This window comes from Martelella sp. AD-3 (assembly GCF_001578105.1).
GTDB lineage: Bacteria > Pseudomonadota > Alphaproteobacteria > Rhizobiales > Rhizobiaceae > Martelella.
The window spans coordinates 1,803,710-1,828,650 of the sequence record NZ_CP014275.1; the positions used below are offsets into that span (position 1 = coordinate 1,803,710).

A 24,941-nucleotide genomic window follows, 5' to 3' on the forward strand; every position below is an offset into this window, starting at 1 on the left:
GCACACAGGTTCGAAACAGCCTTCATTTGCCTTGCCGCTGCGGCCCCCGCTTGAGGCGATGGGCGGTGGAAGACAGGCAAATGTCTTCTATTTCAAGGGATTACCCCCGTTTTCAATCGCATATTCACAAAAGCCGCACAACATCATCCGGCGGACCGGATCCGGACGCAACGCGATCCGGTGCTGAAATGCGGCCGGAAGGAGCTGCAAAAAGCGATCAAATTCCGTCATTTAGCAAATATTAACCATAATGCGCCTTTTCTGAGGCTTTCCACATAATGAACTTTTCTTTCCAGGGCGCCTTTTGCCATCCGGATCGTCACGTCGGTCGCAAATATTGACTGTTCGCGCGGAATGAGGGAAGAACCGGTCAATCCCCGATGCCGCCCGGCGCTTTGAACATTAAGGTCCATGACATGCTGAAACTGAAAATCATCGGCAATGATGACACCGTTTACGATCTCGAGGTGGAGGAAGGCTCGACCGTGATGGAAAACGCGGTGCGCAACGGCGTGCCGGGCATCGTGGCGGAATGCGGCGGGGCCTGCGCCTGCGCGACTTGCCACGTCTATGTCGATGAGGAATGGTTCGAGAAGGTCGGCGAGCCCGAGCCGATGGAAGAGGACATGCTGGATTTCGCCGTCGACCTGCGTGCCAATTCCCGGTTGTCCTGTCAGATCAACATGCGTCCGGAGTTCGACGGACTGACGGTGCGCGTGCCCGACGAACAGGGCTGAAACGGGTGGCCGGGTGGCCGCTCGCGCCGCCGAAGAGACCCATCGGTCAGCACGCAAAGAGGGTAGGGCCATGATGCAAGCCCCGACGACCTGTTTCAGGCCGCGCACGCTGTCCTGCGCCAATGGCCGCACGCTTGCGCTTGGACCCATCGGCGTGCTGATGGCGATCGTCAATGTGACGCCTGATTCCTTCTCCGATGGCGGACAGTTTGCCGATACGGCTTCTGCCGTCGACCACGCACTGCAGGCGGTCGAGGAGGGCGCGGCCATTCTCGATATCGGCGGGGAATCGACCCGGCCCGGCGCCGCCCCGGTTTCAGCCGGCGAGGAGCAGTCGCGGGTTCTGCCGGTGATCGAAGCATTGGCGGAAAAGACCGGGGCGCTGATCTCCATAGACACCTATCGCTCCGGGACCGCGCGTCTGGCGGTCGCCGCCGGCGCCCACATCATTAATGACGTGAGCGGCGGCACGGCCGAACCGGAGATATTGAGGATCGTCGCCGAGACCGGCGCGGGCTACTGCCTGATGCATACGAGCCGGAACCGCGAAACGCTTGCCGACCCCGTCGCCGACCAGCTCTTTTTCCTCGATAAGGCGCTCGCAGCGGCGCGCGCAGCGGGCATTGACGACAGCCAGCTGGTCATCGACCCGGGATTCGGTTTCGGCAAGGATGTCGCGGACAATCTGGCGATCATGGCGCATCTCGATGCGTTGCACGGGTTCGATCTGCCGATCCTGATCGGCACCTCGCGCAAGCGCTTCGTCGCGGCAATCGGCGGAGCCGACGACAATCCTGCCCGCGATTTTGCAACCGCATCGACCACAGCGATCGCCCGCCTTGCCGGCGGCGCGATCTTTCGTGTTCACAATGTCGGCGCCAACCGCGCAGCGCTTGCATTCGCCGATGCCATGATCGCGCGCCACACCGGAGACCCATCATGAACGGCCGCTATGTCATCACGCTGAAAAACTGCGCCTTCTTTTCCACCCACGGGGTGATGGAGGAGGAGGAGCGGCTCGGCCAGCGTTTCTACGTCGATATCGTCATGCATATCGAGGACGAGGCGGCGGTGCTGCATGACGATTTCTCCAAGGCCGTCGATTACGGCGAGGTCTACCGCATCACCAAGGATGTCGTCACCGGCCGCCGTTTCAAGCTGATCGAGGCGCTGGCGCATGCGATCGCCGTTTCGGTTTCGCGCCACTATGATGCGATCAGGCGGATCGAAGTGACGGTGCGCAAACCCGCCGCGCCGGTTCCCGGCCTTCTCGATCATGCCGAGGCCAAGGTCGCCTACGATGTCGAATGAGAGGGTTCGCGCCGCGCTCGGCCTCGGCGGCAATCTCGGCGAGCCGGCCAAAACCATGGCCCGGGCTCTGGCTGTGCTTGACGCAGACACTCAAACCCGGGTCGTCGCGGTCTCGCGCCTCTACCGCACGCCGCCCTGGGGGCCTGTCGAACAGCCGCCTTTCATCAATTGCTGCGCCCTGATCGAAACGGCACGCGCGCCGGAAGACCTGATGCGCTTCTGCCTCGATATCGAGAAACGGCTGAAACGGGTGCGCGACAGGCGCTGGGGACCGCGCCTGATCGATATCGACATCCTCACCTTCGGCGATCTCGCGCGGGAAAGCGATCTTCTCACCGTTCCCCATCCGCGCATGACAGAGCGCGGCTTCGTGCTCGTTCCGCTTTCAGAGATCGCGCCGGACCTCGTCGTGGATGGGCGCACGGTCTCCGGCTGGCGCGACAGGGCGGACACGGACGGCATCGATCCCGTCAGCGATAACGGGAACTGGTGGAAAGGCTAGGTCCTGTCAGTCAATCGATATCAGTCAATCGATCCGACCGAAAGCGGGTCCGTCTGGCGTTTCAGCGACAGGCCGATGACCGGCACATAGCGGGTGCCGCCCTTGATCAGGAGGGTGATATTCAGGTCCTCGGGTCCGGTCAGGCTGGTGACCAGCGCGCCCTCGACATCTTCGCGCCTGAGTTCGATCACCGCCTTGCCGCCTTCGACCGAGCCGCCGGTCACCTCCAGGCCGTCGCCGTCTTCGCCATCGAGAAAGCGGCCGCGATAGCCGTCTTCCTCACGGATGAACACGGCGGTCATCGGATGAGAGAACAGACCCGCGCGACATTTGCCGTCAAGCTTGAAGCCGTCCCTGTCGCCTTCGATCGGAAGCCCGTCGAGTTCGCAGCGGAAGCGGGTGCCCTTCATCTTGCCCTCGACGATCTTGCCTGGCCCCGACCATTTGCCCGCGACCTGGCGGAAGAAGGCGCTGTCGGGGCTTTCCGCGGCGGCGTTTGCGGGCAGGGCCGCAACGAGGGCTGCGGCGATCATCGCGGAACTGAACAGGCGTGCTGGCCGTCGTGTCATCTTGGCGCTTCCGGGCAACTGCGCGTGGCAGGTCTGGTTTCGGTTGAGCGGCAAGCATGAAGGGGAAACGTTAAGCTTTGGTTTTTCTGCCCGCAATGCGGGTGGATGGGCGGTCAGGGAGTGGAAAGGTCGCGCTTTTCGCCGGGGCCGAGATCGTTGATGAAATCGCCGATCCCCGGCCGCTTGAGGGCGGTGAACGGCATCGGGCGGCAGAGATCCATGGCGGCGATGCCGATCCGCGCCGTCATCAGCCCGTTGATCATGCCCTCGCCGAACCGGGCGGAGAGCCTGGAGGCGAGCCCGTGGCCGAGCACTTGCTGCACGAGGCTGTCGCCGACGGCGATCGAACCGGTGACGGCGAGGTGCGCGAGCACGTCGCGGATCAGCCGGAAGAGCCCGATCGAGCCCGGACGGCTGCCGTAAAGCTCGGCCATGTTGCGGATCAGGCGGATCGATTCGTAGAAGACATAGAGAATATCGACCGCCGCGCGCGGGCTGATGGCTGTGACCACGGAGACGCGCTTGGAAGCGTTGAGGATCAGCGCGCGGGCCTTGATGTCGAGCGGCGCCATCATCTCGCGCTCGGCAAATTCCACCAATTGCGGGGCATCGATGATCGTCTCGTCGAGTTCGCCGAGGCGCTTTCGCCCGCGGGCGGTTTCGGCCTTGCCGGCGACAAGCGATGCCAGCTCGCCCACGGCCTTGCGGGCGGCTTCCGCGTCGCGGCCGGCATGGGCCTCGGCGAGACGCAGCTTGATGGTCTGGATCGCGCCGAGCCTCAGGATCGCAATCGCCTCCCGCGTCGCGACCACGATCGCGGCAAGAACGCCGACGATGACGGCGCCAAGCGCGATCCAGCCTAGCCATGGGGCGCGAGCGAACAGGCTGCGCACCAGATCGTCGATCCAGAGACCGATTGCCAGCGACAGCACGATGCCGAAGGCGGCAGCGGCCAGTTTCGAAAAGGAGAAGCCACGCTTCTTCATGGTCGCGACCGGCGGCTCGTCTTCTTCGGCGGCAATGGTTTCCGCATCCCGCAGGAAGGGGTCTTCCTCATCGGGCGTCATCTTCACGTCGGGATCGTCGAAATGGCGGGGTTTTCGCCTTTGGGCGTTTTCGGCCTCGCGCGCTTCTTCCTCAATGTCGAAGACTGCGGGTTTGCGCGGATCATTGGGTGTCATGCCAGCCGGTCTCCCAGAAGGAACTGCAGGGCGCGGTCGAGGCGGATATGCGGGATCGAAAGCGGCCCCTCCTGGCCCTCGATGTCGATCTCGGGCGGACGGAAGCGCACGGCGTTGATATCCGCCAGATTGTCCGGCGCCTTGCCGCCGCGCCGCAACAGCCGGAAAAAGGCATCCGGATTGGCCGGAAGGTCGCCGGGAAAGATCGCCGTTTTCCGTTTTCCATCAAAGGTTTCCGAGCCAATCTTCTCACCTTCCATCGGCGTTCCGACGATCACCGGCAAGACGCTTTCGCCGCTTTCGACCGTTGCCTCGCGGGTGGCTCGCACGGAGGCGAGCGCCATCACCTCGATGCCGGCGCCCGACGCGCCGATCGTCTTTGCCGCATCGTCGACGAGGCGACGCGTCAGCTTTTCAAGCCGGTCATGGCTTTCGTGATGCAGGTGATCGGCCTTGGTCGCGGCGATCAGAACCCGGTCGATGCGCCGCCGCACCAGAGAGGAGAGCCAGCTATTGCGGCCCGGCCGGAAACAGGCGAGGACTTCGGAGAGCGCGCGTTCCAGGTCGGCGACCGCTTCCGGGCCGCGGCTCAGCGCCTGAAGCGTGTCGACCAGCACGATCTGCCGGTCAAGGCGGGCGAAGTGATTGCGGAAGAAGGGCTTGACGACCACGGACTTGTAGGCCTCGTAACGGCGCTCCATCAGGGCGGCGAGCGAACCGCGTTTCGGCGTGCCCTCGCCAAGACCGGCAAGCGGCGCGAAGGTCAGCGCCGGCGAGCCTTCGAGATCGCCCGGCATCAGGAACCGGCCGGGTGGCAGCGTGGAAAGAGAGTGCTCGTCGGCCCGGCATGCCGTCAGATAGGTCGTGAAGGTCTCATGCAGGGCCCTGACCGTTTTTTCGTCTGCCGGCGCGTCATAGTCGAGACCGTTGCAGGTCTCCAGCCAGTCACGGGCAAGCGCCGCGCGTGCGCCGCTTTGCGCGCGGGCTTCGGTTTCGGCCGAGAAAGTGCGAAAATCCTGTCCGAGAAGCGGCAGGTCGAGCAGCCATTCGCCGGGGTAGTCGACGATATCGACGGCGATCCTGCCGCGCGAGAACATGCGATTCCAGCGGCTGGCACTTTCGAATTCGATGGTCAGCCGCAATTCGGAGATCGCACGGGTTGATTCCGGCCAGATCCTGTCATCCACCAACCGGTCGATATGGCTCTCATAGTCGAAGCGCGGAATTTGGTCGTCCGGCTGTTCGTCGAGACCGACATTCGAAAGCCGGCCCGAACGCATGGCCTCGAACATCGGCAATCTCCCGCGATGGAGAAGATTGTGGACGAGCGAGGCGATGAACACGGTCTTGCCCGCGCGCGAAAGTCCGGTGACGCCCAGGCGCAGCGTCGGCTGGATGAGATCGGATGCGCGATCGGAAATCGTGTCGAGCGTTATGCGGGCATTGTCGCCAAGCGACGTGTGGATCGGCATGAAGATCGGCTTCCTTTTCCGGTTCTGACCGCAATATAGGCAGGGCCGGGCCGGGTTGAAAGGCAGGATGCCGCCGGCTCGTTCACGGCGCCAGGAAAGCCGTGACCTTCCATTCGGGCGCTCCGTCGCCGGCCTCTTGCTGCGCGCCGGCATGGTCGAGCACGGCGATGCCGGCGGTGGGAAAGCCATAGGGGCAGGTGGCGTTGAAGGCCTCGTAGCCCACGAGCATCAGAAGCGTTTCCTCGATCCCGGGATTATGCCCGCAGATCAGCACGGACTGGCGGTCGGCGTGGTCGGAAATCGCCTCGATATAGGTGACCGGCGCGGCCTGATAGAAATCATCGATGAACCGGCAGGAGGGAATGCGATCAAGCGCGCGATAGGCCGCATCGGCGGTCTGGCGGCAGCGCATCGCGGATGACGAAAGGATGACCTCCGGCACATAACCCGCTGCCTTCATCCGGCGGGCGATTTCGGCGGCGTCATCGACGCCGCGCTTTGACAGGGGGCGCTCGAAGTCGCGCATGGTCGGTTCCGGCCAGACGGCCTGCGCGTGCCGGAAAAGATAGATCCGTTCAGGGTGAGGGCTGATCGTCGACATTGCTCATCTCGAAGCGGCATGAAGCGGTTTCGGCGGTGCGGAATCCGCCGTTTCCGGCGGATCAGCGGGTTCGAACATGTCCTTATCACGAAATTCCGGCAAGCCCGCCTGCTTTTTTTATTGCCGGACGCAGCCCATTTTGCAACGGCGCGGCAGGTCGTCCGGCCGCAATCCGGGCAAGGCAGGCGCCGGCGAATGCGCGAATCGGCCGTGTGCCGCATAAAACCGGGCGTTGCCGGCCTTCGATGAATGTTTTATGGCAGTTGCCTTCTTTTCGCGCAGAAAAACCAGAAAACAGGCCTATTTTTTCAACATTTATTGTGCTGCTCAAATTTACAGCAGAGACTTGAATAATCAGGTTTGTTTGGGATATACAGCGCCCGTGGGGTGTTGTTCAGGAGAATGGCTTTGAACAAGAACATTGATCTTAGTAGCTATGTTCTCTCCGATAACGAAGAGTTCATGAATCCCAACCAGCGGGCCTATTTTCGGGCGAAACTGATCGCCTGGAGAAATGACATTTTGCGGGAAGCCCGCGAAACGCTCGACAACCTGGCCGCCGAAAGCGCCAATCATCCGGACCTTGCAGACCGGGCCTCTTCCGAAACCGACCGATCCATCGAATTGCGGGCGAGAGACCGTCAGCGCAAGCTGATTTCCAAGATCGATGCGGCATTGCGGCGGATCGACGACGGGACCTACGGCTATTGCGAGGAGACCGGCGAGCCGATTGGCCTGAAGCGGTTGGATGCGCGGCCGATCGCGACCTTGTCGATCGAGGCGCAGGAACGCCACGAGCGACGCGAGAAAGTCTATCGCGACGAATAGCAGAACACACCAAAAGGCCGCGTCCAATGAGGACGCGGCCTTTTGGTTTGGTATTGCGACTGTCGAAATGAGGCGCCGCGGGTGTCTTGCGTCGCGACCTTTGTGGCTGCGCCGTGTCATCAACGGCTTGCCGTTTGCGAATCACGCGCTGTCGCGCTCGCCGTCGGACGGCTTCTGCTGTTCGCTCTTTGCCGGCGGCTGAGCCGTTTCGGGCTTGTGGCGCGTGCCGATGGGGGCCGGGATCCGGGTTTCGAGCAGGATATCGTTGGGTCCGCCGATCATCACCAGATGTTCGACATTGTCGCGCCGCACCAGCACCACGCGCCTGCGGGCATCGACGGCTGCGGCATCCACGACATAGAGCCGCGGCCTTCTGTTCTTGCCGCCCTTGATGAAGGGGGATGGCGGCCTGTGGCGCAGCAGGAACCAGATCGCCAGAACGGCCAGCACGATGACGCCCAGCGACAGAAGCGGGAAATCGAAAATGGCGTTGCTGAAGGTCATGTTTCCCATCATATGTCTTTCACCCTGCGGGCTTCTTCAAAAAGGGCCCGACCAGAAGTGTGGCCGGGCGTGGCGTTTCGCGCAATGGTTTCATGCGCGGTGTGACCGGAATATCAACGTTTTGGCCGGCGCCTTCAAGGCGGAAACTGAAGCGACGTGCGACCTGCTCCGCCGTTTTGCCGGCCCAATACCCAAAATTAAGCATTTCAGCCTATCGTCACGCGCCAGAATGGCTGAAGCTTGCCGTGTTCGGGCAGGGTTTGACGGGCGGACGGGGCGGCTCCCGGTCCGCGGGACAACAGATGCGAAGACTATGCGCTTTTGATGGTGCCCGCCGCAGAGCGCAGATGATGAGGTTGCAATGGATCGACAGAGCGAAAAGGCTGCCAAGCCCGTCATCAGGCGAGGGCCCGGCTCCGGCGTTGTCGCCAAGCTTGCGCTGGTTCTGCTCATTCTGGCGGTGATCGTCACGATCGGCTATCAGTATCGCGGCTATCTGCCGGAGGATATCCTGCTGGCGATCCTCGGGCTCTTCGCGGTTCTCGGCGTGTTTTTCGGCCTTGCCGTGCTGACCGGCCTGGCCCAGCTCTTTCCCGGCGCCCGGCAGAACAGCTTTGCCGGTCCGTTTCTGGATCAGTTCCCCCAGGCCGTTGTCATTACCGACCACCGTGACCGCATGGTCTACGCCAATGCGGCCTATGGCCGGCTGACAGGCGCGACGGATGGCGGCCTGCCGCCCAGTCTCGAGGCCCTGCTGTCGGAGGAGCCGGAGAGCTCCGAAGTGCTCTACAGGCTGACGCAGTCGGTGCGCGGCGGTGACGACGACCAGGAGGAGTTCCGCCTGGCGCACCCGCTTTCGGGCAAGGGGGAGGCGCGCTGGTACCGCCTCGGCGCCCGGTTCTTTCCGGTGACCGACAGCCGCGCCCACACCCGCAATTTCAACATCTGGCAGATCTCCGACATTACCGAGGAGAGGCAGGAACAGGAACGCTATTTCAAGGAGTTGCAGAAGGTAATTGATTATCTGGATCATGCGCCGGTCGGCTTTCTGACATCAGATGGCGAAGGCAAGATCCGCTATCTGAACGCCACGCTCGCCGGCTGGCTCGGCATCGACCTGGCGGGTTTCGTCGCCGGGACGGTGCGTCTTGCCGATGTGATCGGCGGCGAGGGCATGACCCTTCTCGACACGCTTGAGGCCGAGCCGGGGCAGCGGTTGAGCGAGACGGTCGAGGCCTCGCTGCGTCTGCCGTCGGGGCGCCATATGCCGGTGACCTTGCTGCATGACATGACCGGAGGCCGCGACGGCCACCCGGCCGAAAGCCGCACCGTGGTGCTGAAGCGCGAGGAAGGCAGGGACGCCGAAACGGGCCTTGGCGGACAGGGCCGCTTCTTTGACGACACGCCGATGGCGATCGCGACGCTTGATCGCGACGGTCGCCTGTTGACCACCAATGCGCGTTTCCTCGCCATGTTCAGCGACCTCCTGAAGCGCGAGGATGTTGGCCGGGGCGCGCGCATCGGCGGGCTGATCGAGGAGGGCGACCGGCAGAAGGCGCGAGACGCGCTGGCCGCAGCCGCCGACGGGCAGGGCGAGATCGCCCCCTTCGAGATGCGCCACGCAAGCGATGATGCCCGCCATTTCCGGGTCTTCGTCCATGCCGCGCGTGATTGCGGGCCGGATGCCGTCGCCCTTGTCTATGTCATCGAGATCAGCGAGCAGAAGGCGCTCGAGGCGCAGATGGCGCGCACGCAGAAGCTCAACGCCGTCGCCACGCTTGCCGGCGGAATTGCCCATGATTTCAACAATGTGCTGACGGCCATTCTTCTCTCGGCCGACCATCTGCTTCTGCAGTCGCGGGCTTCCGACCCGGAATTCGCCGATCTGGTCGAGATCAAGCGCAATGCCAACCGCGCCTCGGGCCTGGTGCGGCAATTGCTCGCCTTCTCGCGCCAGCAGACCATGCGGCCGGAAGTGGTCGATCTCAATGACGTCATCGGCGACAACCGGATGATGATCGAGCGGCTGACCGGCGGATCGGATATCCGGCTGACGACCGATTTCGCCCGTGATCTGTGGCCGGTCCGGACCGATCCCGGCCAGTTCGGCCAGGTGATCACCAATCTGTGCGTCAATGCCCGCGACGCGATGCCCGATGGCGGCACGCTGACGATCAGCACCCGCAATATCGCCGCCGGCGAGGTCGCAGGCCTTGGCCTGCGCGAGGTGCCGGAGCGCGATTACGTGGAAATCGAGGTGGCCGATACCGGCACGGGCATTCCGCCGGAAGTGCTCGACAAGATCTTCGAACCCTTCTTCACCACCAAGGACGTGGGCAAGGGCACCGGGCTCGGCCTTGCCATGGTTTATGGCATCGTCACCCAGTCGGGCGGTTTCCTCAATGCCGTCTCCGAGGTCGGCAAGGGCACGCGTTTCATCATCCTCCTGCCGCGCCATGTGCGTGTGGGAACCGAGGAGACGGTCGAGGCGCCGAAGGACCACAAGGGCCAGCCGATCGCCTCGGCCTTCTCCGAGGGCAATGAGAGCGACAACGAGGCGCCGCGCGAGGAGGATATGGACCTCACCGGCCAGTCCGCCGTGGTGCTCTTGGTGGAAGACGAGGATGCGGTGCGCCGCTCGGGCAAGCGCATGCTGGAAATGCGCGGCTTCACCGTGCACGAGGCCGATACCGGCGTGCATGCCCTGAAGATCCTGGAAAAGCTGGAAGGCGCGGTCGACATCGTCGTCTCCGACGTGGTCATGCCGGAAATGGACGGGCCGACCCTGCTGCGCGAGGCGCGCAAGCAATATCCGGACCTGAAATTCATCTTCGTCTCCGGCTATGCCGACGACGCCTTTGCGAAAAACCTGCCGGACGACGCCAAATTCGGGTTTCTCCCGAAGCCGTATAATCTGAAGCAGCTTGTGGCGGCCGTGTGGGAGATGCTGCGGGAGGGGTGAGGTTTTTGGGGGAGCTTTCAGGGATTAGGGCGGCTCAAGCCTTTTCGTATGGGGCGACCCTTTGACGACTGCTTTGCGCCGCCAATGCCGCTGCTTAAGCTTTTGAAACGTCCTAACGAAAGCGGCCATTTGGTCGGTTGGGCCTGCTGCGCTTGGACCACAAACTACGATCATGGTCTTCCGCAGTCGCGCTACAAGTAAATAAAGCAACTTGCACAAATAGGAACATGGTGGAAAAATTAAGTTTCGCAGTTGTCATTACCTGCAATATGTAAAACTATCCCATATCATGTCTGCTGGAGGTCGTTGTGCCGTTAGAGATACTCGATCCTGAAAACTCAACGCTCTTCTTGGGTTCTGGTTTTTCGGCCAACGCGACGAACATCGCTAGGAGTCCGGTTCCAGCGGGAGACCCTCTCTTAGAACGACTGGCAGATGAGCTCGAGGAAGATCCTAAAGAATTGGATCTCAAAGCTGCAGCCGATGAGTTTTTAAGTAGGTCGGACCTCAGCTTATTCGAGCTCTTGTACGAAACCTTTACTATATCAAAGGTACTTGACTACCAGCGTGAAATCTTGTCGCTTCCTTGGGCAAGAATTTATACAACGAACTACGATGATCTAGTGAACGTTGTAAAAGGGCCAAATTTCCCGATATTTACGTTCGAGGAACCGCGACCGCGTAAATTGCCGCCGGCATTTGCTGTACATCTTCATGGTTCAATTCGTAGAGCAAATGAAGACAACGCAGCCGGTCAGTTGATCCTCAATAGCCGCTCGTATGATGTCATTGCGCATCAATACCCTGCCTGGTTTGATGAGTTTAAAAGCGATCGACGAACGTTCGCGGCGTGTTACTTCATGGGGTTCAGCCTCAGCGACCACCACATTGCTGGCTTAATGTCCGCCGGAGAGGAGTCTGTTAAACGGACCTTTTTTGTAACCCGTGCAGACCCGAAGCCTAGCTTCGTCAGGCGTGCTTCAGATTACGGCGAGATTATTCCGATCGGGTTTGAAAAGTTCTCCGAACTTTCTAAGACACTGCCAAAGCCTGATCGACCGCAGAATTTAGATGTATTGCAGTCGTTTAAATATCTTCATCCGGGTCTAGATAAAAAAGCAATCGCAGACCCGACACCGGTAGAGGTAATAAATCTGGTAAGCTTTGGAACTTTCAGCCAAAATCGGTTTTTCAATACTAGAGATTATTCAAGTTACGTCGCATCAAGACAAAGGTCGGTGGAAGTTGCACTTGAGTTTCTTAAGGATTCAAAAACAGTTTTAGTGCACTCTAAGCTCGGCAACGGGAAGACTATTTTTACGTCTATCTTGGCGTCTGAAGCGACCAAACAGTATGGCTATGCTTGCCTGCTTTGGCGGCGTGCGGGTCGTAATCTAGCTCAGGATCTCGAAGTTATCGCAGGGCACAATCGCGCTCTCGTGATTTTCGACGACTATGATGCCGCTATCGAGAATATCGAACGCGTTGCCGCTGGCGCTCCGAATGCGAAGTTCATCGTGACCGTAAGAACAGGCCAACAAGAGGTGCGGTTTCACGAGATTGCGCAGCGCCTCCCACCGACGATCAAGCGCGTAAATCTCAATATCTTCGATGATAGAGATCGAGAGCAGCTTCTCGGCATTCTTCGTCGAGCCGGAGCCCACGTTGAGGATCTCGATGAAGTCGTTCGGTCAGCGCAAGAGATTCGCGATATCGTCACGCAGCTCTACAATCATTATGAAATCAGGCAGAAGATCAGCACGGTTGTTGACGGTCTTGCCCCTGAGCCTAATGAGATCATGGTGCTGGCAGCGCTGATTAAGTGGACGGGCGTCGAGATGGATGATGACTATATCCAAGAAGTTGTAGGGCGAGACGTGTACTTGGAGTTGCGGGGAGCGCAAGGAGTTGTAAACGACCTTTTGGATGTTCGCGATGACAAAGTCGAGATGCGCTCGGCGCTGTTGTCTGAGTTTTTAATTCAGCGCATCTTTTCTCTCAAGGATGTATTGGACGGATGCTACCGGATCGCTACTACCTCCACGCGGAGGCGGTATGATCGAGCGCACCGCCGACTTGCTGGAGAGCTGATGAAGTTTTCTACGTTGCAGCGTTTCCTCAAGTTTCGTCCAGCGTCAGACACGGAGCTTGATCAGCATTTTGTGCGGCTGTCGAGGGACAAGGCTGTCAACGACGAGCCTTTGTTTTGGCTTCAGTATTCAATTTTTATGAAAAATTCAGGTGATATACGCAATGCACGAATGTTCCTCGACACTGGTTACGATAGGGCTTCGAAAATTGAAGGTTTTAAGACTTTTCAACTCGATACCCAAGCATTGAGCATATACCTTTTACAGGAAATCGAAAATCAAGACAGCTCCGTCGAAGGTCTCGACGACATTGTCAAAGCCATTGAAACGGTGTCGGACATGATTGCAGATCAGAGTCATCGATATTATGCGATCGAAGTGATCGGGGAAATCCCTGCCTTCGTGGAGATGCGTTCGAAGGTGCTGACGCAATCTGAGAAAGTAGCACTTGTTTTTCAGTTGAATCGCGTTTCGAATTCGCTTGGTGAACTATCCATCGACGAGCAGGTATATTCGGGTTCGGAGCTTATCCGTCGGAAGCTTCAAGCTGCGGTCTCCTTGCTTACCCGCTGAGCGTTGCGTGTTTGGCACGAAGGCCGTTCATCGTCATACTCATTCTCCCTTGTGGCATGAGCAGATTTTCACTGGGTCGGTACATTTGCGCCCAATTTTGTCTTGAATAAAAGCTGCAGGGAGAGATTAACGCCTTCGTAGAATTCCCTATCAGACGTGAATGATCGATCCTTCCTGCGTCTTTCTCGAGTCAAGTCACTCCGGCGTCAGAGAGGACAAAACAAAGGCCGACCCTCAGGCCGGCCCCTGTCGTTTCGCTTGGCCAAAAAATCAACCGATCACAGAACCACCCGATAAAGCGCAAACCCGTTCTCGCCGTCGCCGGCGGTCTCGATCTTGGCGCCCTTCACGTCATCGATATAGGCCTTTGCCCGCGGTCCGGTCTCGAAAACCGCCGTGGTGCCGGGCATCGGGGCGAAGGTCCAGTTGAAGTCGGCGGACGGGTTGATCGTGCCCTGGTCGACGATATAGCGGACGATGACGTCGCGGTTGGTGTCGGGGCCGACGAAGACAATCACATCATTGTCGATATCCGGGAAATTGCCGCCGCCGCCGGCGCGGTAATTATTGGTGGCGACGATGAACTGCTGTTCCGGATCGATCGGCTTGCCGTCAAAGGAAAGGTCGATGATGCGATGGCTGTCCGGATTGGCGAGACTGCCGTCCTTGGCGTAGCGCGCCGGCTTCGCGAGGTCGATTCTGTAGGAAACGCCGTCGATGATGTCGAAATTGTAGGAGGGGAAATCCGGGTTCAGCAGGGCGGCATCGGTCGCGCCGGGCTCCACCTGGTTGAACATGCCCGCCGACATTTCGAGCCATTCGCGCACCTGCGCGCCGTTGATCAGCACGGCGCGGGTGGTGTTGGGGTAGAGATAGAGGTCGGCGACGTTCTTGATGGCGATATCGCCCGCCGGCACTTCCGTATAATAATCCGGGCCGCCGCGCCCGCCGGCCTTGAAGGGGGCCGCAGCCGAGAGCACGGGAAAGTCCTTGTATTCGCTGTCCTTCAGCATCTCCTTCGTATACCAGGTCTGCGCCTTGGAGACGATCTGGACGGAGGGATCATCGGCGACCAGCGAGAAATAGGACTGCAGCGGCGCCGAGGTCTTGCCGACGGGCGTGCGGACATAGTCGAGCGTCGCCTCGTGATCGGCCTCGGCTGCGGCGATCACCGCCGTGTCGGAGACCACGTCGGCGACGACCTTGCGGTCCTCGGTGCGGTGATAGATCGGCCGCGCCTCGGTGGTGAAGTCGACGATCTTCCAGCTGTTGCCGTCCTTTTCCAGGAGCAGGTCGATCAGGCCCATATGCGAGCCCCAGAAGCCGGCCATGGCGGCGGGTTTGCCCTGAAGCGTGCCCTTTTCAGGATCAACGCCGGCAATGCCCTGAAAATCGGTCGGGCCGGGGAAGACGAGATGCTGGTGACCGGTGAAGACCGCATCGATGCCGTCAACGCCGGCAAGATAGAGCGAGGCGTTTTCCATCAGTTCGGCCGGGCCGGTTCCGTCGATGCCGGAATGGGAAAGGGCGACAATGATGTCGGCTCCCTCTTCCTTCATCACCGGCACAAAGGCTTCGGCCGCGGCAACGATGTCGCGGGTATTGGCCTTGCCGGACAGGTTCTTCTCGTCCCAGACCATGATCTGCGGCGGCACGAAGCCGATAAAGCCGACCTTGACCGGGCTCTTGTTGCCGGCGCCATCGGCGATCATCTTTTCCTTGATCAGGTAGGGCCTGAACATCAGGTCGTCATTGCGCGGGTCGCTGGCAAGCTGGCCCTTGGTGAGGTTGGCGCAGACGAACGGGAAGTTCGCGCCGCCGACGACCTTGAACATGAAATCGAGGCCGTAATTGAACTCGTGGTTGCCAAGCGTGCCGACATCATAGCCGAGCACGTTCATCGCCTTGATCACCGGATGGACGTCGCCCTCGTTCATGCCGCGCTCATAGGCGATGTAATCGCCCATCGGGTTGCCCTGGAGGAAATCGCCATTGTCGATCAGCATGGAATTGGCCGATTCGGCGCGGATCGCGTCGATGATCGAGGCCGTGCGCGCCAGGCCCATCGTGTCATTGGGCCTGTCGGCATAATAGTCATAGGGGAACACGTTGACGTGGATGTCCGTGGTCTCCATCAGCCTGAGATGCGCCTGGTTCTCGGCCGCATTGGCGGCGAAAGGGTGGAGCGCGATCAGGGCGGAGGCGGCCGTCATGCCCTTCAGGAGGGCGCGGCGCGAGATCGAGGGCAAGAGAAGGTTCGTGGACATGAGAGCTCCGGGGTTCATCGCTTGCGCGGAAATTTATGGAACGCCATCATCGCTTCGCACCGTCATGTGACAGGCGGTTGACATCCGGCGGGATTAAGCACCAACCTTGGGTCGATTTTGAAACGATCGTGGTACGCTATGTGGAGGGTGTGCCGGCCGTCAATACGGGAGGGAAGTTTGGTAACCAGTTTCACGATCCGAAATGCGGCCCGCGATGACGTGCCGGACATGGTGCGGCTGATCAATATCGCCGGTCATCGCCTGCCGCTGTGGTGCTGGGGCCAGCTGGAGGGCGGGCGGGAAGACCCCTGGCAGGTCGGCCGCACGCTTGCCGCGCGGGACGAAGGGGCGATTTCCTGGACCAATGGCACGGTCGCCACGCTCGGATCGGATGTCGCGGCGCTGATGCTCGCTTATCCGCTCAAGGGCGAGGCACCGGGCTATGGCTGCGAGATCGATCATCCCGTGGTGACGCCCTTGCGCGATCTGAAACGTCAGGCCGAAGGCACCTTCCACATTCATGTTCTGGCGGCCTATGCGGAGTATCGGGGGCGCGGACTCGGCTCCTTTCTGCTCGACAAGGCGGACCGCATCTCGGGAGACAGCGATATCAGCCTGATCGTCTCGGATGCCAACGCGCCTGCCAGGCGGTTCTATGAACGCCTCGGTTTTGAGGAAAGGGCGCGGCAGGCCCTGGTGACGGCGCCCGACTGGCATGCCGACGGTGACGACTGGCTGCTGATGATCAAGAAGCCGACGGCGCGGTGAACGCCTCGTCGACATCGACGTTGAGACGTTCGATGATCGGCCGGAGCGCGAATGAGGAATTGATCTGCACCACATGCGGCAGCGCCGAGAGCCAGTCGCGGTGGATGCGCTCGTAGTCCTTCAGGTCCTTCGCCGCCACGCGCAGGATGTAGTCGTACTGGCCCGAGACCATGTAGCAGACAATGATGTTCGGGCAGCGCCGGACGGCTTCCTCGAACTCGGCAAGCGTGCGGGCGAACTGGCCGGAAAGCGAGATATGGACCAGCGCCGTCATCTTGTATCCAAGCGCATCGGGCGAGATCTTGGCGGTATAGCCCTCGATCACCCCGCTTTTTTCCAGCAGATCAAGCCGGCGCGAACAGGCCGAGGGCGAAAGACCCACGGTCTCGGCCAGCTCGGCATTGGTGATGCGGCCATTGTTTTGAAGCGCCTTCAGGATCGCACGATCGATATCATCCAGGTCCAATTTTCGAACTCCCTGCGAATTTTGTTGTTCTTGTTCGAATAATAGTCTGATTTGGCGGCGAGACAAGCCGCTACCCGCAAGGAAATCCAGCTTTGCGCCGGGTTGCCGTGGCTCCGCGGAGCGCTGGCTCGCCGTCGGCGGGCCTGCCCCGCATATAAAAAGTTATGTTTTCGATATAACGAAAAACTTGCAACCCGCCAATTTCGATCTATGTTTAGATATATCGAAACAATATCGGAAAGGGTTCCCTCATGCATTCTCATTTTCATCAGCACGGCCACGCCATGCGCTTTGCCATGGGGCGCGGGCCCGGCCACGGACCGGGACGCGGGGGCCGCGGCGGCGGTCACGGTTTCGGCGGGGAGGATGGCGGCGGCCGGATCGGGCGGTTTCTCGGCCAGGGTCGCATCCGCTTTCTCGTGCTGCAGCTGATCGCCGACGAGCCGCGTCACGGCTACGACATCATCAAGGCGATCGAGGAGTTGAGCGGCGGCTTCTATTCGCCGAGCCCGGGCGTCATCTATCCGACGCTTGCCTTTCTCGAGGACGGCGGCTATGTCGCGGTCTCGGCCGACGGCAACAAGAAGTCCTATGCGATCACGGAAACAGGCCGGGCCTATCTCGAAGAGGAAGCGCCGGAGGCGGAAATGGCGGTGAAGGCGCTGAAGGCGGTCGCCGAACGCCTCGGCGCGCGCGAGCGCAAACGCGAACGCGCCCGCGGCGGCGACAACCTGCCGCGCAGCGTCGAGGCGGCCTTCCTGAACCTGCGCGAGGTCATCGACAGACGCCTTGAGCGCGATGCCGGCGCCGCGAGCGCGGTTGTCGCGGAACTTCTGGCGATGGCCGAGCGTATCGAGGCCGCCGGCACGGCGATGCCATCGGACGAAACGCCCGACGCGTAAAGACAAGATCCACCCGCTGCGGCCTCACGCGCGGCGGGTGGCTTGCATCGGTTCAGAGCTTCCTGGCGAAGGCGAGCAGTTCGGCATCCGAAAGCGGGGTGATCTCGCTTTCATAGGTGGCGACCGGCGAGAAGCCGAACTGCTGGTAAAGCTGCAGGGCGCGCGGGTGGTCGAGGCTGTTGGTCGCGGTGATGATCTTTTCCGGCTTGTCGGCCCACATCGCCTTCAGACCTTGAAGCAGGAACCACTTGCCGACACCGAGACCTAGCGCCCGCTCGAACAGGCCGAAATGAACGAGTTCGGTGACCCCGTCATCCTGCTGCTGATATTCGTAGAAACCGGCAGGCGCGCCCTCGAGATAGAAGACGGTGATCGTGGTGCGCTGATTGTGGATGTTGGCCGAAAGCTCGTCGTCGTCCATCCGCACCCGGTCCACCCATTCCCAGCGCGTCCCGACCTGGCGATACAGGAAGCGGTAGAAGGGAAGCGGAATTTCCGGCACCCGCATCAGCGCGATATGCAGGTTGGAGGGGGCGATCATATGCGCCTTCGGCGGGGCCGTCATCTCCAGTTCCGTGACATGGATCCGGATCGGCTTCTGCGCCTTGCTCTTGCTCATGCCTCACGCCTTTCCGGTAACAATGGCGGTGTCGTCGCGGCCGCCCCATTCCGACCAGGAGCCGTCATAGAGACTGTTGTCCTCGTGGCCGAGGCTTTCAAGCGCGAGCGTGATGATCGCCGCCGTCACGCCGGAGCCGCAACTGGTCACCACCGGGCGGGCAAGGTCCAGTCCGGCTTCATCGAACAGTGCCTTCAGTTCGTCATTGGAGAGAAACCGGCCGTCTTTCGAGAAAGCGGTCGCAGGCAGGTTTTTCGCCCCGGGCATGTGCCCCGCGCGCATGCCCGGCCGGGGTTCGGGTTCTTCGGCGGCAAACCGGCCGGGGCCGCGCGCATCGGCGATCTGGTGGCTGCCGGACGCGACGATGTCACGCATTGCGGAAAACGATGTGACCCTGTCGGCGGCAAGGCGCGGCGTGAAGGTCGCGGGCTTCGGTTCAGGGCGTTCGGTTTCGACCGGATGTCTGTTCGCCTTCCAGCCATCGAAGCCGCCGTTCAGCACATAGACGTCGCTTGCGCCCATGACCCGCAGCAGCCACCACAGGCGCGGCGCGGAGAAGAAGCCGGGCCCGTCATAGACGACGATGGCGTGGCGTTCGCTGATGCCGCGCTTTCCCATTTCGGCGGCGAAAAATTCCGGCGCGGGCAGGGAGTGCGGCAGGCCGGTCGTCGTATCCGCGATTTCGTCGTGATCGAAGAAGACGGCGCCGGGAATATGACCCTCGGCATATTCGGCCTTGCCGTCGCGGTTATGGGCGGGCAGATACCAGGAGGCGTCGATGACGGAAAAATCGGGCCTGTTCAGGCGCTCGGTCACCCAATCCGGCGAAACGACAAACCGGCTTTCAGCACTCATCTCGATCATACTCCTTGAAAAAACAGAAAGGTTCACGCGCCGAAGCGGATGCGCAAGCGCCGGTTCTCACGGCCCTTCTTCTCGATCTTGCCGATATGGACGGCTCCGATCTCTGCGGTTGAACGCACATGGGTGCCGCCGCAGGGCTGGCTGTCAACCGATGAATTCTCGCCGATGCAGACAAGCGAGATCCGTCCCATGCCCGTCGGCGGGCGGACATTCTTCGATTTGACGATATCGGGATTGGCGGCAAGCTCGTCGTCGCTGATCCACTGCACGTAGACCGGATGATCCTCATCGACGAGTTTCATCATCGCGTCGCTGACCGCCTGCTTGTCGACGGTCTCGCTCATGTCGAAATCGACGCGCGATTCGTCCTCGCCGACGGCGGCGCCGGTGATTGGGAAGGGACAGACGACCGAGAGAAGGTGACAGGCGGTGTGCATGCGCATCAGCTTCAGCCGGCGCGGCCAATCTATCGCAAGCGACAGCTTCTCGCCGGGGGATGGCGGAACCTCGCCTTCCGCGGGAACATGCAGGAAGACGTCCTTGCCGTCGCCGTTCCGGGTCACATCGAGGCGAAGCGTCGAACCGTCGGCGCGAATGGCCGTGCCCGTATCGCCAGGCTGGCCGCCCGAGGTTGCGTAGAAACAGGTCTGGTCGGTTTCGAACGTGCCGTCCTGATGCACCGTCGTGACCACCGCATCGCACCGTTGAAGGTAGAAATCGTCGCGGAAGAGGGTATCAACGGGCATGGATCACTTTCTGGAGCGCTTCCGCTTTCCCCGGATTGCGAAAGCGCTCTACCTCTTTGTTTTTGCGCGTCTCCGGACGGAAAAACCGGTATCCGCTTTCCCGGAAACGCTTAATCTCTTTTTCTTTACGCGTTTCCGGACGGAAAACCGGTATCCACTTTTCCTGGAAACGCTATTCGAACGGTACGGCGATCTCCGTTTGCGCCGTCAGCCATTCCGGCACGGGCAGCCCCTTCTCCGTGAGGAAGCGAGGGTTGTAGAGCTTCGACCGGTACCGGTTGCCATAGTCACAGAGCACGGTGACGATGGTGTGGCCGGGGCCGAGCTCGCGCGCAAGCCGGATGGCGCCGGCTATATTGATGCCCGATGAACCGCCGAGGCACAAGCCCTCATGGACAACCAGGTCGAATATCAGCGGCAGCGCCTCGCTGTCGGCGATGCGGAAGGCGAAGTCGGGCGCAAAACCCTCGAGATTGGCGGTGATGCGGCCCTGGCCGATGCCCTCGGTGATCGAACCGCCTTCGCTCTTCAGTTCGCCATTGGTGTAATATTCAAAAAGAGCGGCGCCTTCCGGATCGGCAATGCCGATCTTGATGTCCCTGTTCTTCGCCTTCAGCCCCATGGCTGTGCCGGCAAGCGTGCCGCCCGAGCCGACGGCGCAGACGAAGCCGTCGACCTTGCCGTCCGTATCGCGCCAGATTTCCTCCGCCGTGGTCTCGATATGGGCATTGCGGTTGGCGGTATTGTCGAACTGGTTGGCCCAGATCGCGCCGTTCGGCTCGCTCTTCGCCAGTTGCCCGGCCAGCCGCCCGGAGAGCTTCACATAGTTGTTCGGGTCGCGATAGGGTTTCGCCGGCACCTCGACGAGCTTCGCGCCGAGCAGGCGCAGCGCGTCCTTCTTTTCCTCGGCCTGGGTCTCGGGAATGACGATCACGGTCTTGTAGCCGAGCGCGTTGGCGACCATGGCAAGGCCGATGCCGGTATTGCCCGCCGTGCCTTCGACAATGGTGCCGCCGGGCGCGATCAGGCCGCTCCGCTCGGCATCGCGGATGATATAGAGCGCGGCGCGATCCTTGACCGACTGGCCGGGGTTCAAAAACTCGGCCTTGCCGTAGATGGCGCAGCCCGTCGCCTCGGAAGCCGCCTTCAGCTTGACCAGCGGCGTGTTGCCGATGAGATCGATGACCGTGTTGTGTGTCGTCATGGTCGTAAAATCCTTGATGTTTGGCCTGCTATGGACCGGACGGGCGGGCCCTGCCAAGGCAAACCATTGCGCGATTGTCCGTGTCGGCGCAAACTGATTTCAGCCCTTGATCTTTTCGAAGGCCGCAAGCGCGCGTTTGCGGGCGGCCTTGTGATCGACGATCGGCTTCGGATAGGTCTCGCCGAGCGTGACCCCGGCTTCCTCCAGTACGGCTTTCGGCGCATCGAAGGGCGCGTGGATGTGTTTTGCCGGCAATGCCGCAAGCTCCGGCACGTACCGGCGGACATAGTCGCCGTCGGGATCGAATTTCTCGCCCTGCAGCACCGGATTGAAGACGCGGAAGAAGGGCGAGGCATCCGCGCCGGAGCCGGCCACCCACTGCCAGTTGGCCGGATTGGAAGCGGGATCGGCATCGACAAGCGTGTCGCGGAACCATTCTTCGCCGCTCCGCCAGTCGATCATCAGGTCCTTGACCAGGAAGGAGGCGGCGATCATCCGCACGCGATTGTGCATCGTGCCTTCGCGCCAGAGCTGGCGCAGGCCGGCATCGACGATCGGATAGCCGGTCTTTCCGCGCGTCCATGCGGCGAGGGCCTCGTCGTCCTCGACCCATTCAAAGCCGTCGAAGCGGTCGTTCCAGTTCTTCGTCGCAAGATCGGGCGCGTGAAACAGCAGATGGTGGCAGAAATCCCGCCAGACCAGTTCCTGGAGGAATTTTTTCCTGTTCTCCGCCGAGAGATTTTTGGCGCGGTTGATCCCGTGCCAGATCAATGCCGGCGAGATCTCGCCGAGCGCCAGATGCGGCGAGAGCATGGAGGTGGCCTCGATATCCGGCCGGTCGCGCGAGGCCGCGTAGTTTTCGGCAAACTCGTCGATGAACCGGTCCAGCCTTTCGCGGGCGCCTCTCTCGCCCGGCGTCCAGAGCGGCTCGAAGCCTGCCGCCCAGTCGGGCTTTCCGGGGTAGAGCCTCCAGTCGGAGAGTGTTTCGCTTTCCGGCTTCGCGTTCGCGGTCGTCAGCTCTTCCGGCGCGTCAAGCGGGTCAGGCACCCTGGCTTCGGCGGAAAAAGCCTTCCAGAACGGCGTATAGACCTTGTAGGGGCCGCCTGTCTTGGTCCTGAACTTCGAAGGCTCGTGCAGAATGTGGCCGGCAAAGCTTTCGGCCTGAACACCCGCGTCCCCGAGCTTCCGTTTCAGCGCCGTGTCGGTCGCGATGCCGTCCGGCGTATAGCGCCGGTTCCAGAAGACGGATTTCGCGCCGGTTTCCTCGATCAGCGCGAAGATGACGTCAGCCGGATCGCCGCTCCTCAGGATCAGCCTGGCGCCGCGCTTTTCATAGGCTTCGGCAAGGCGGGCGAGCGAGCGTTCCAGCCACCAGGCCTGCGCGCCGCCAAGCGCGCCGGCGCTGTCGTCCTCGCGGATGAAGACCGGAATGACCGGCCGCGCGTCTTTGCTGGCGGCCAGAAGCGCCCGGTTGTCGGCGAGGCGGAGATCCTTGCGGATCCAGTAAATGGCAGGTGTCTTGTTCGGCATGGCGTCCCGTCGCGGCGATGAATGGCCATGATGTAGGGCCGGCGTCGCGCGAGAAAAGACCCGACGTCTGTGATTGCTTTCCGGCGTCAGTCCTGCAGGGCGTAGCGGATCGAGCGGATGATGAGGACGGCAGAGGCACAGCCCGGGTCCATCACCCTGTCGGGGTGGGCAAAGGGCAGGGGGTCCGGCCTTAGCGGATCCGGATCCGCGCCAGCAAGCGCGGCGTCGGCGGCATGCGTCAGACAGGCGCCGAGGTCGCCGCCATTGTTTCGTGCGGAAAGATAGGCCGAGAGGGCCGGCTGCCAGGCATCGACCATGTTCTTGTGCGGTGCATTCGCCTGACCATGCGCGATGATCCCGTTTGCCATTGCCTCGAAGGCGCGGTCGAACTCCGCCTCGGTGATCACATGCCGGTTGGGCAGGGTGCTGCCCGCGCGGCGGAAAGCTGAGGCGTAGAGCCGGGCCGAGGCCGAATCGATGGTCAGAAATGTTTCCGCCGCCATGTCGAAAACGCGCGCCGGCGTGACGGAGGAGGGGTCGAGCGCCGCGAGCTGCTGCTCCATCGCCGTGAAGGCGGCCGCCATGACTTCACCATGGTCGCCGTCCCCGGCCACCGCGTCGAGCCGGCTCAGCCAGTGGCTGTTGCGCGACACCGCCGCCGCGATTTCGGAAAACATGCCTATGATCTCGAAGGAGGTAATATCGTTCATGTCCGGAACCAGCCGCTAAATCTGACCGCCGCTGCAGCGGAAGCCGCAATGAGTTTTGAAATATCGGAATTTGCTAAACTATAGGTCCGAACATAAACGAAGATTTCGCATTTGCGAAGACGGGGCGCGCCTGTTTTTGTAAACGGTCAACCTCATCCCGGCTGAATAGTGGCGGCGGTCGTTCGACTGAGGCCGGCTCAGTCGATGAACTCGACCGTGACGCCCGGGCTGACCATGCCGGCCAGTTCCTGCGCGTCCCAGTTTGTCAGGCGCACGCAGCCGTGGCTGGAGGTCTTGCCGATCCTGTCGGGGTCGGGCGTGCCGTGGATGCCGTAGCTCGGCTTCGACAGCGCGATCCAGACATTGCCGACCGGCCCGTTCGGACCCGGATTGATGGTCAGAACCCGGTCATTGTCGCCCTGCTTGAAGTTCTTCTTCGGGTCATAGGTATAGTTCGGGTCGATCGCGATCCGCTCGACGGTGACGGTGCCGGAGGGCGAGGGCGTGTCGTTGGAGCCGATCGTCGCCGGATAGGCGGCAACGAGCCTGCCCTCGGCGTCATAGGCGAACAGCTGCTTGCGGCCCTTGTCGGCGATGATGCGGGCAACGGCGCCCTTCTGCTTTGCGCCGGGGGTAACCACCTTGATGACGGTGCCCGGTCGGGAGAAATCGGCATCGGGGTTGAGCGTCTTGAGGAAAGCTTCATCCATATGGAATTTCTCGGCCAGCATCTCGGAAACAGAAGTATAGGAAAGCGCGGGTAGTTGCGCCTTCTCGCCATAGTCCGAGGGGATGCTCGCGACATAGGGACCGGCCGCGTCCTCGGCGGTGATCGTATAGGTCCGCACGGGCAGGCCGCCCTCGAGCGACAGCGATTGCAGGATTGTCTCCTTGTCCGCCTCCGGGTCGACCGCGCGGCCGCTCTTCTTGGCATAGGCGTCCAGCGCCTTGCGGACATTGTCGCCCATCAGCCCGTCGATAACGCCGGGAGAGATGCCGTTGCGGTCGAGAAACACCTGAAGCGCGACAACATTCATGTCGGCCTTCGCGCTGCTCGTTCTCGCGGCAGGGCGCTCCCCGGAGGTTTCGGGATTGGCCGGCGCCGGGATTTCGGGCGCCTGGGGGAAAGAGGCGCGCGGGCCGTCATTCCAGCGCGGCGGCGGCGTTTCGTCGAAACGGTTCGGGCGCGCGGCGAAGCGGTCGTCGTTCTGCCGCCAGTCCCTGCGGCCCCAGCCGTTGGCCGCCGGGGCCGGCGCGCCGCCATAGCTGTCGCGAATAGCTCGGTAATCGCCGGCAGACATCTCGGTTGCAACCAGATTGCCGTTGCGATCAAGCAGGATCGGCCGCCCCCGGCCGTCCCGGCCCATCACCACGCTGCCATATTCGGGGATGTAGTCGAGCAGGCTTCCGTCCGGCGCGACAAGGAAGATCTGCCGTCCGTTCTTGTAGAGCGGTTCATGCGCATGGGCGGCGGTTGCCGGCAGGGCGAGCGCGGCGATCATCAAGGGAATGGTGTAAAACGTCGCTTTTTTCAT

Annotated in this window: 24 protein-coding genes; 10 read left to right on the top strand and 14 right to left on the bottom strand. The window is 61.5% G+C overall.

Going from position 1 to position 24,941, the window contains the following annotated elements; all coding sequences use genetic code 11:
• Positions 1–416 precede the first annotated feature (416 nt).
• The 4 genes from AZF01_RS08350 to folK all read left to right on the top strand — a co-directional run bounded on the left by AZF01_RS08350 (position 417) and on the right by folK (position 2,550).
• The gene (locus AZF01_RS08350; protein ID WP_061449870.1) at positions 417–737 is read left to right on the top strand and encodes a 2Fe-2S iron-sulfur cluster-binding protein; all 321 of its coding nucleotides are present in this window, start codon (positions 417–419) and stop codon (positions 735–737) included.
• A 70-nt stretch (positions 738–807) separates the two neighbouring features.
• Positions 808–1,680 carry a dihydropteroate synthase gene (gene folP / locus AZF01_RS08355; protein ID WP_024707033.1) on the top strand — a complete coding sequence of 291 codons (873 nt, stop codon included), beginning with the start codon at positions 808–810 and terminating at the stop codon, positions 1,678–1,680.
• Entirely contained in the window at positions 1,677–2,048 is a 372-nt protein-coding gene (gene folB / locus AZF01_RS08360; protein WP_024707034.1) for a dihydroneopterin aldolase, read from the top strand. Before folP ends, folB begins: the two co-directional genes overlap by 4 nt.
• On the top strand, positions 2,038–2,550 hold the full coding sequence (folK, locus tag AZF01_RS08365) for a 2-amino-4-hydroxy-6-hydroxymethyldihydropteridine diphosphokinase (protein ID WP_024707035.1): 513 nt from the start codon (positions 2,038–2,040) through the stop codon (positions 2,548–2,550). Before folB ends, folK begins: the two co-directional genes overlap by 11 nt.
• A gap of 20 nt (positions 2,551–2,570) precedes the next feature.
• On the opposite strand, the gene AZF01_RS08370 is transcribed toward folK, so the two are convergent.
• The 4 genes from AZF01_RS08370 to AZF01_RS08385 form a co-directional block, all read right to left on the bottom strand.
• Positions 2,571–3,119 (bottom strand): hypothetical protein, encoded by a 549-nt coding sequence (locus tag AZF01_RS08370; RefSeq protein WP_024707036.1) that lies wholly within the window; start codon positions 3,117–3,119, stop codon positions 2,571–2,573.
• A gap of 113 nt (positions 3,120–3,232) precedes the next feature.
• Positions 3,233–4,300, bottom strand: coding sequence for a YcjF family protein (locus AZF01_RS08375; RefSeq protein WP_024707037.1), 1,068 nt, complete (start codon positions 4,298–4,300; stop codon positions 3,233–3,235).
• On the bottom strand, positions 4,297–5,772 hold the full coding sequence (locus AZF01_RS08380) for a YcjX family protein (protein ID WP_024707038.1): 1,476 nt from the start codon (positions 5,770–5,772) through the stop codon (positions 4,297–4,299). The genes AZF01_RS08375 and AZF01_RS08380 overlap by 4 nt, the downstream gene beginning before the upstream one ends.
• A gap of 82 nt (positions 5,773–5,854) precedes the next feature.
• Positions 5,855–6,373: a histidine phosphatase family protein gene (locus AZF01_RS08385; protein ID WP_024707039.1), complete on the bottom strand. Its 519-nt coding sequence runs from the start codon at positions 6,371–6,373 to the stop codon at positions 5,855–5,857.
• Between AZF01_RS08385 and AZF01_RS23910 the strand changes: the two genes are divergently transcribed.
• Positions 6,373–6,723 carry a hypothetical protein gene (locus AZF01_RS23910; protein ID WP_152534462.1) on the top strand — a complete coding sequence of 117 codons (351 nt, stop codon included), beginning with the start codon at positions 6,373–6,375 and terminating at the stop codon, positions 6,721–6,723. The genes AZF01_RS08385 and AZF01_RS23910 overlap by 1 nt on opposite strands.
• 58 nt (positions 6,724–6,781) lie before the next feature.
• Positions 6,782–7,201, top strand: a complete 420-nt coding sequence (gene dksA / locus AZF01_RS08390; protein WP_024707040.1) for an RNA polymerase-binding protein DksA — start codon at positions 6,782–6,784, stop codon at positions 7,199–7,201.
• Positions 7,202–7,342: 141 nt separating this feature from the next.
• Here the strand turns inward: dksA and AZF01_RS08395 are convergent, their stop codons facing one another.
• A complete protein-coding gene (locus AZF01_RS08395; protein ID WP_371260677.1) occupies positions 7,343–7,705 on the bottom strand; it encodes a flagellar biosynthetic protein FliO in 363 nt (120 codons plus the stop codon).
• 361 nt (positions 7,706–8,066) lie between these two features.
• Between AZF01_RS08395 and cckA the strand changes: the two genes are divergently transcribed.
• On the top strand, positions 8,067–10,667 hold the full coding sequence (cckA, locus tag AZF01_RS08400; protein WP_024707042.1) for a cell cycle histidine kinase CckA: 2,601 nt from the start codon (positions 8,067–8,069) through the stop codon (positions 10,665–10,667).
• Positions 10,668–10,975: 308 nt separating this feature from the next.
• Positions 10,976–13,330, top strand: coding sequence for an SIR2 family protein (locus AZF01_RS08405; RefSeq protein WP_024707043.1), 2,355 nt, complete (start codon positions 10,976–10,978; stop codon positions 13,328–13,330).
• 278 nt (positions 13,331–13,608) lie between these two features.
• Here AZF01_RS08405 and AZF01_RS08410 read toward each other — a convergent pair whose 3' ends face one another.
• A complete protein-coding gene (locus AZF01_RS08410; protein ID WP_024707044.1) occupies positions 13,609–15,597 on the bottom strand; it encodes a bifunctional 2',3'-cyclic-nucleotide 2'-phosphodiesterase/3'-nucleotidase in 1,989 nt (662 codons plus the stop codon).
• A gap of 177 nt (positions 15,598–15,774) precedes the next feature.
• On the opposite strand from AZF01_RS08410, the gene AZF01_RS08415 reads away from it, so the two are divergent.
• Positions 15,775–16,365, top strand: a complete 591-nt coding sequence (locus AZF01_RS08415; protein ID WP_161633009.1) for an N-acetyltransferase — start codon at positions 15,775–15,777, stop codon at positions 16,363–16,365.
• Here the strand turns inward: AZF01_RS08415 and AZF01_RS08420 are convergent.
• Positions 16,343–16,831: an Lrp/AsnC family transcriptional regulator gene (locus tag AZF01_RS08420; protein WP_024707046.1), complete on the bottom strand. Its 489-nt coding sequence runs from the start codon at positions 16,829–16,831 to the stop codon at positions 16,343–16,345. The two genes, AZF01_RS08415 and AZF01_RS08420, sit on opposite strands and share 23 nt — an antisense overlap.
• Before the next feature lie 251 nt (positions 16,832–17,082).
• Here AZF01_RS08420 and AZF01_RS08425 point away from each other — a divergent pair, with 251 nt between their 5' ends.
• The gene (locus tag AZF01_RS08425; protein ID WP_244435521.1) at positions 17,083–17,733 is read left to right on the top strand and encodes a PadR family transcriptional regulator; all 651 of its coding nucleotides are present in this window, start codon (positions 17,083–17,085) and stop codon (positions 17,731–17,733) included.
• A gap of 52 nt (positions 17,734–17,785) precedes the next feature.
• Here the strand turns inward: AZF01_RS08425 and AZF01_RS08430 are convergent, their stop codons facing one another.
• The 7 genes from AZF01_RS08430 to AZF01_RS08460 form a co-directional block, all read right to left on the bottom strand.
• Positions 17,786–18,352 (bottom strand): GNAT family N-acetyltransferase, encoded by a 567-nt coding sequence (locus tag AZF01_RS08430; protein WP_024707048.1) that lies wholly within the window; start codon positions 18,350–18,352, stop codon positions 17,786–17,788.
• 3 nt (positions 18,353–18,355) lie between these two features.
• Complete coding sequence (gene sseA, locus AZF01_RS08435; protein WP_024707049.1) at positions 18,356–19,207, bottom strand: 3-mercaptopyruvate sulfurtransferase; 852 nt, start codon at positions 19,205–19,207, stop codon at positions 18,356–18,358.
• Positions 19,208–19,239: 32 nt separating this feature from the next.
• Positions 19,240–19,962, bottom strand: a complete 723-nt coding sequence (locus AZF01_RS08440) for an alanyl-tRNA editing protein (protein ID WP_024707050.1) — start codon at positions 19,960–19,962, stop codon at positions 19,240–19,242.
• A gap of 172 nt (positions 19,963–20,134) precedes the next feature.
• Positions 20,135–21,166 (bottom strand): cysteine synthase A, encoded by a 1,032-nt coding sequence (locus AZF01_RS08445; RefSeq protein ID WP_024707051.1) that lies wholly within the window; start codon positions 21,164–21,166, stop codon positions 20,135–20,137.
• Between the two features lie 99 nt (positions 21,167–21,265).
• Entirely contained in the window at positions 21,266–22,696 is a 1,431-nt protein-coding gene (locus tag AZF01_RS08450) for a deoxyribodipyrimidine photo-lyase (RefSeq protein ID WP_024707052.1), read from the bottom strand.
• A gap of 86 nt (positions 22,697–22,782) precedes the next feature.
• The gene (locus AZF01_RS08455; RefSeq protein WP_024707053.1) at positions 22,783–23,406 is read right to left on the bottom strand and encodes a DAK2 domain-containing protein; all 624 of its coding nucleotides are present in this window, start codon (positions 23,404–23,406) and stop codon (positions 22,783–22,785) included.
• Positions 23,407–23,603: 197 nt separating this feature from the next.
• Positions 23,604–24,941 (bottom strand): L,D-transpeptidase, encoded by a 1,338-nt coding sequence (locus AZF01_RS08460; RefSeq protein ID WP_024707054.1) that lies wholly within the window; start codon positions 24,939–24,941, stop codon positions 23,604–23,606.

Excerpts from the sequence above, each read along its gene's own strand:
- AZF01_RS08430 (WP_024707048.1), bottom strand. The coding sequence starts at position 18,352 with ATGAGCAAGAGCAAGGCGCAGAAGCCGATCCGGATCCATGTCACGGAA.
- cckA (WP_024707042.1), top strand. The coding sequence starts at position 8,067 with ATGGATCGACAGAGCGAAAAGGCTGCCAAGCCCGTCATCAGGCGAGGG.
- AZF01_RS08460 (WP_024707054.1), bottom strand. The coding sequence starts at position 24,941 with ATGAAAAAAGCGACGTTTTACACCATTCCCTTGATGATCGCCGCGCTC.
- AZF01_RS08440 (WP_024707050.1), bottom strand. The coding sequence starts at position 19,962 with ATGCCCGTTGATACCCTCTTCCGCGACGATTTCTACCTTCAACGGTGC.
- AZF01_RS08380 (WP_024707038.1), bottom strand. The coding sequence starts at position 5,772 with ATGCCGATCCACACGTCGCTTGGCGACAATGCCCGCATAACGCTCGAC.
- AZF01_RS08425 (WP_244435521.1), top strand. The coding sequence starts at position 17,083 with ATGCATTCTCATTTTCATCAGCACGGCCACGCCATGCGCTTTGCCATG.
- folB (WP_024707034.1), top strand. The coding sequence starts at position 1,677 with ATGAACGGCCGCTATGTCATCACGCTGAAAAACTGCGCCTTCTTTTCC.
- AZF01_RS08395 (WP_371260677.1), bottom strand. The coding sequence starts at position 7,705 with ATGACCTTCAGCAACGCCATTTTCGATTTCCCGCTTCTGTCGCTGGGC.
- AZF01_RS08450 (WP_024707052.1), bottom strand. The coding sequence starts at position 22,696 with ATGCCGAACAAGACACCTGCCATTTACTGGATCCGCAAGGATCTCCGC.
- AZF01_RS08455 (WP_024707053.1), bottom strand. The coding sequence starts at position 23,406 with ATGAACGATATTACCTCCTTCGAGATCATAGGCATGTTTTCCGAAATC.
- folK (WP_024707035.1), top strand. The coding sequence starts at position 2,038 with ATGTCGAATGAGAGGGTTCGCGCCGCGCTCGGCCTCGGCGGCAATCTC.
- AZF01_RS08410 (WP_024707044.1), bottom strand. The coding sequence starts at position 15,597 with ATGTCCACGAACCTTCTCTTGCCCTCGATCTCGCGCCGCGCCCTCCTG.
- AZF01_RS08370 (WP_024707036.1), bottom strand. The coding sequence starts at position 3,119 with ATGACACGACGGCCAGCACGCCTGTTCAGTTCCGCGATGATCGCCGCA.
- AZF01_RS08445 (WP_024707051.1), bottom strand. The coding sequence starts at position 21,166 with ATGACGACACACAACACGGTCATCGATCTCATCGGCAACACGCCGCTG.
- AZF01_RS08375 (WP_024707037.1), bottom strand. The coding sequence starts at position 4,300 with ATGACACCCAATGATCCGCGCAAACCCGCAGTCTTCGACATTGAGGAA.
- sseA (WP_024707049.1), bottom strand. The coding sequence starts at position 19,207 with ATGAGTGCTGAAAGCCGGTTTGTCGTTTCGCCGGATTGGGTGACCGAG.
- AZF01_RS08350 (WP_061449870.1), top strand. The coding sequence starts at position 417 with ATGCTGAAACTGAAAATCATCGGCAATGATGACACCGTTTACGATCTC.
- folP (WP_024707033.1), top strand. The coding sequence starts at position 808 with ATGATGCAAGCCCCGACGACCTGTTTCAGGCCGCGCACGCTGTCCTGC.
- AZF01_RS08385 (WP_024707039.1), bottom strand. The coding sequence starts at position 6,373 with ATGTCGACGATCAGCCCTCACCCTGAACGGATCTATCTTTTCCGGCAC.